At 35.7% G+C, this 585-nt stretch carries 1 protein-coding gene; it reads right to left on the minus strand.

Annotated elements, in window-relative coordinates:
- Nucleotides 1-160: 160 nt before the first annotated feature.
- Nucleotides 161-547 carry an Imm41 family immunity protein gene (locus tag CWB85_RS18390; RefSeq protein WP_138555652.1) on the minus strand — a complete coding sequence of 129 codons (387 nt, stop codon included), beginning with the start codon at nt 545-547 and terminating at the stop codon, nt 161-163.
- Nucleotides 548-585 lie beyond the last annotated feature (38 nt).

Consider the following 585-nt stretch of genomic DNA (forward strand, 5'->3'; position numbering starts at 1 on the left):
TTCAAGGTTAAAAAACAAACAATTAAGGTTGAGAGAGCAAGTTCCTAAAAAGAGTAATTCTACAGCCTCAACGCCCTGTTAACAGGCAATAAAATAGTTGGTTAAAATAAGCGACGAAGGAGCAAAAACCAACTGTTTTTTGTCCTTGTTTAACAGCTTGTTAGGCATTTTTTACTAAAGGGTTAGCCAAGTCAAATGAACTTTCTGGTAACACCTCACCAGATATAGCTCCCAATATTGCCATTTTGAATCGTTCTTGGTACTCATACAGTTGTTCAGTATTAATATTAACTATTTTGAACACATCATTTTTAGCAAAATGAGCAGAAATTAAGGTAAGAACTTTTTGTTGAAGCAAAAGGAGCATGTAAGCCAATTCTCTTTCAACAGGCTGATTAGTAACCTGCTGTTTTGCAATATTTAGCAAATCTAAATGAAGTACCCAAAAAGATTTTGAGTCCCACTCACCGTATTCAGTAAGTCGCTCATAAAAAGATCCTTCCCAATTTGAGTTGCCGGGGATATTTCTCACTAGTTCAGAGTGCATCAATTCTTCCTGAAATGCCTAACAATTTTATAGTGCGC

This window comes from Pseudoalteromonas sp. S1727, assembly GCF_005886375.1.
GTDB lineage: Bacteria > Pseudomonadota > Gammaproteobacteria > Enterobacterales > Alteromonadaceae > Pseudoalteromonas > Pseudoalteromonas haloplanktis.

What these genes read in the sequence shown, in the direction of transcription:
- CWB85_RS18390 (WP_138555652.1), bottom strand. Translation starts at nt 547, where the DNA reads ATGCACTCTGAACTAGTGAGAAATATCCCCGGCAACTCAAATTGGGAA.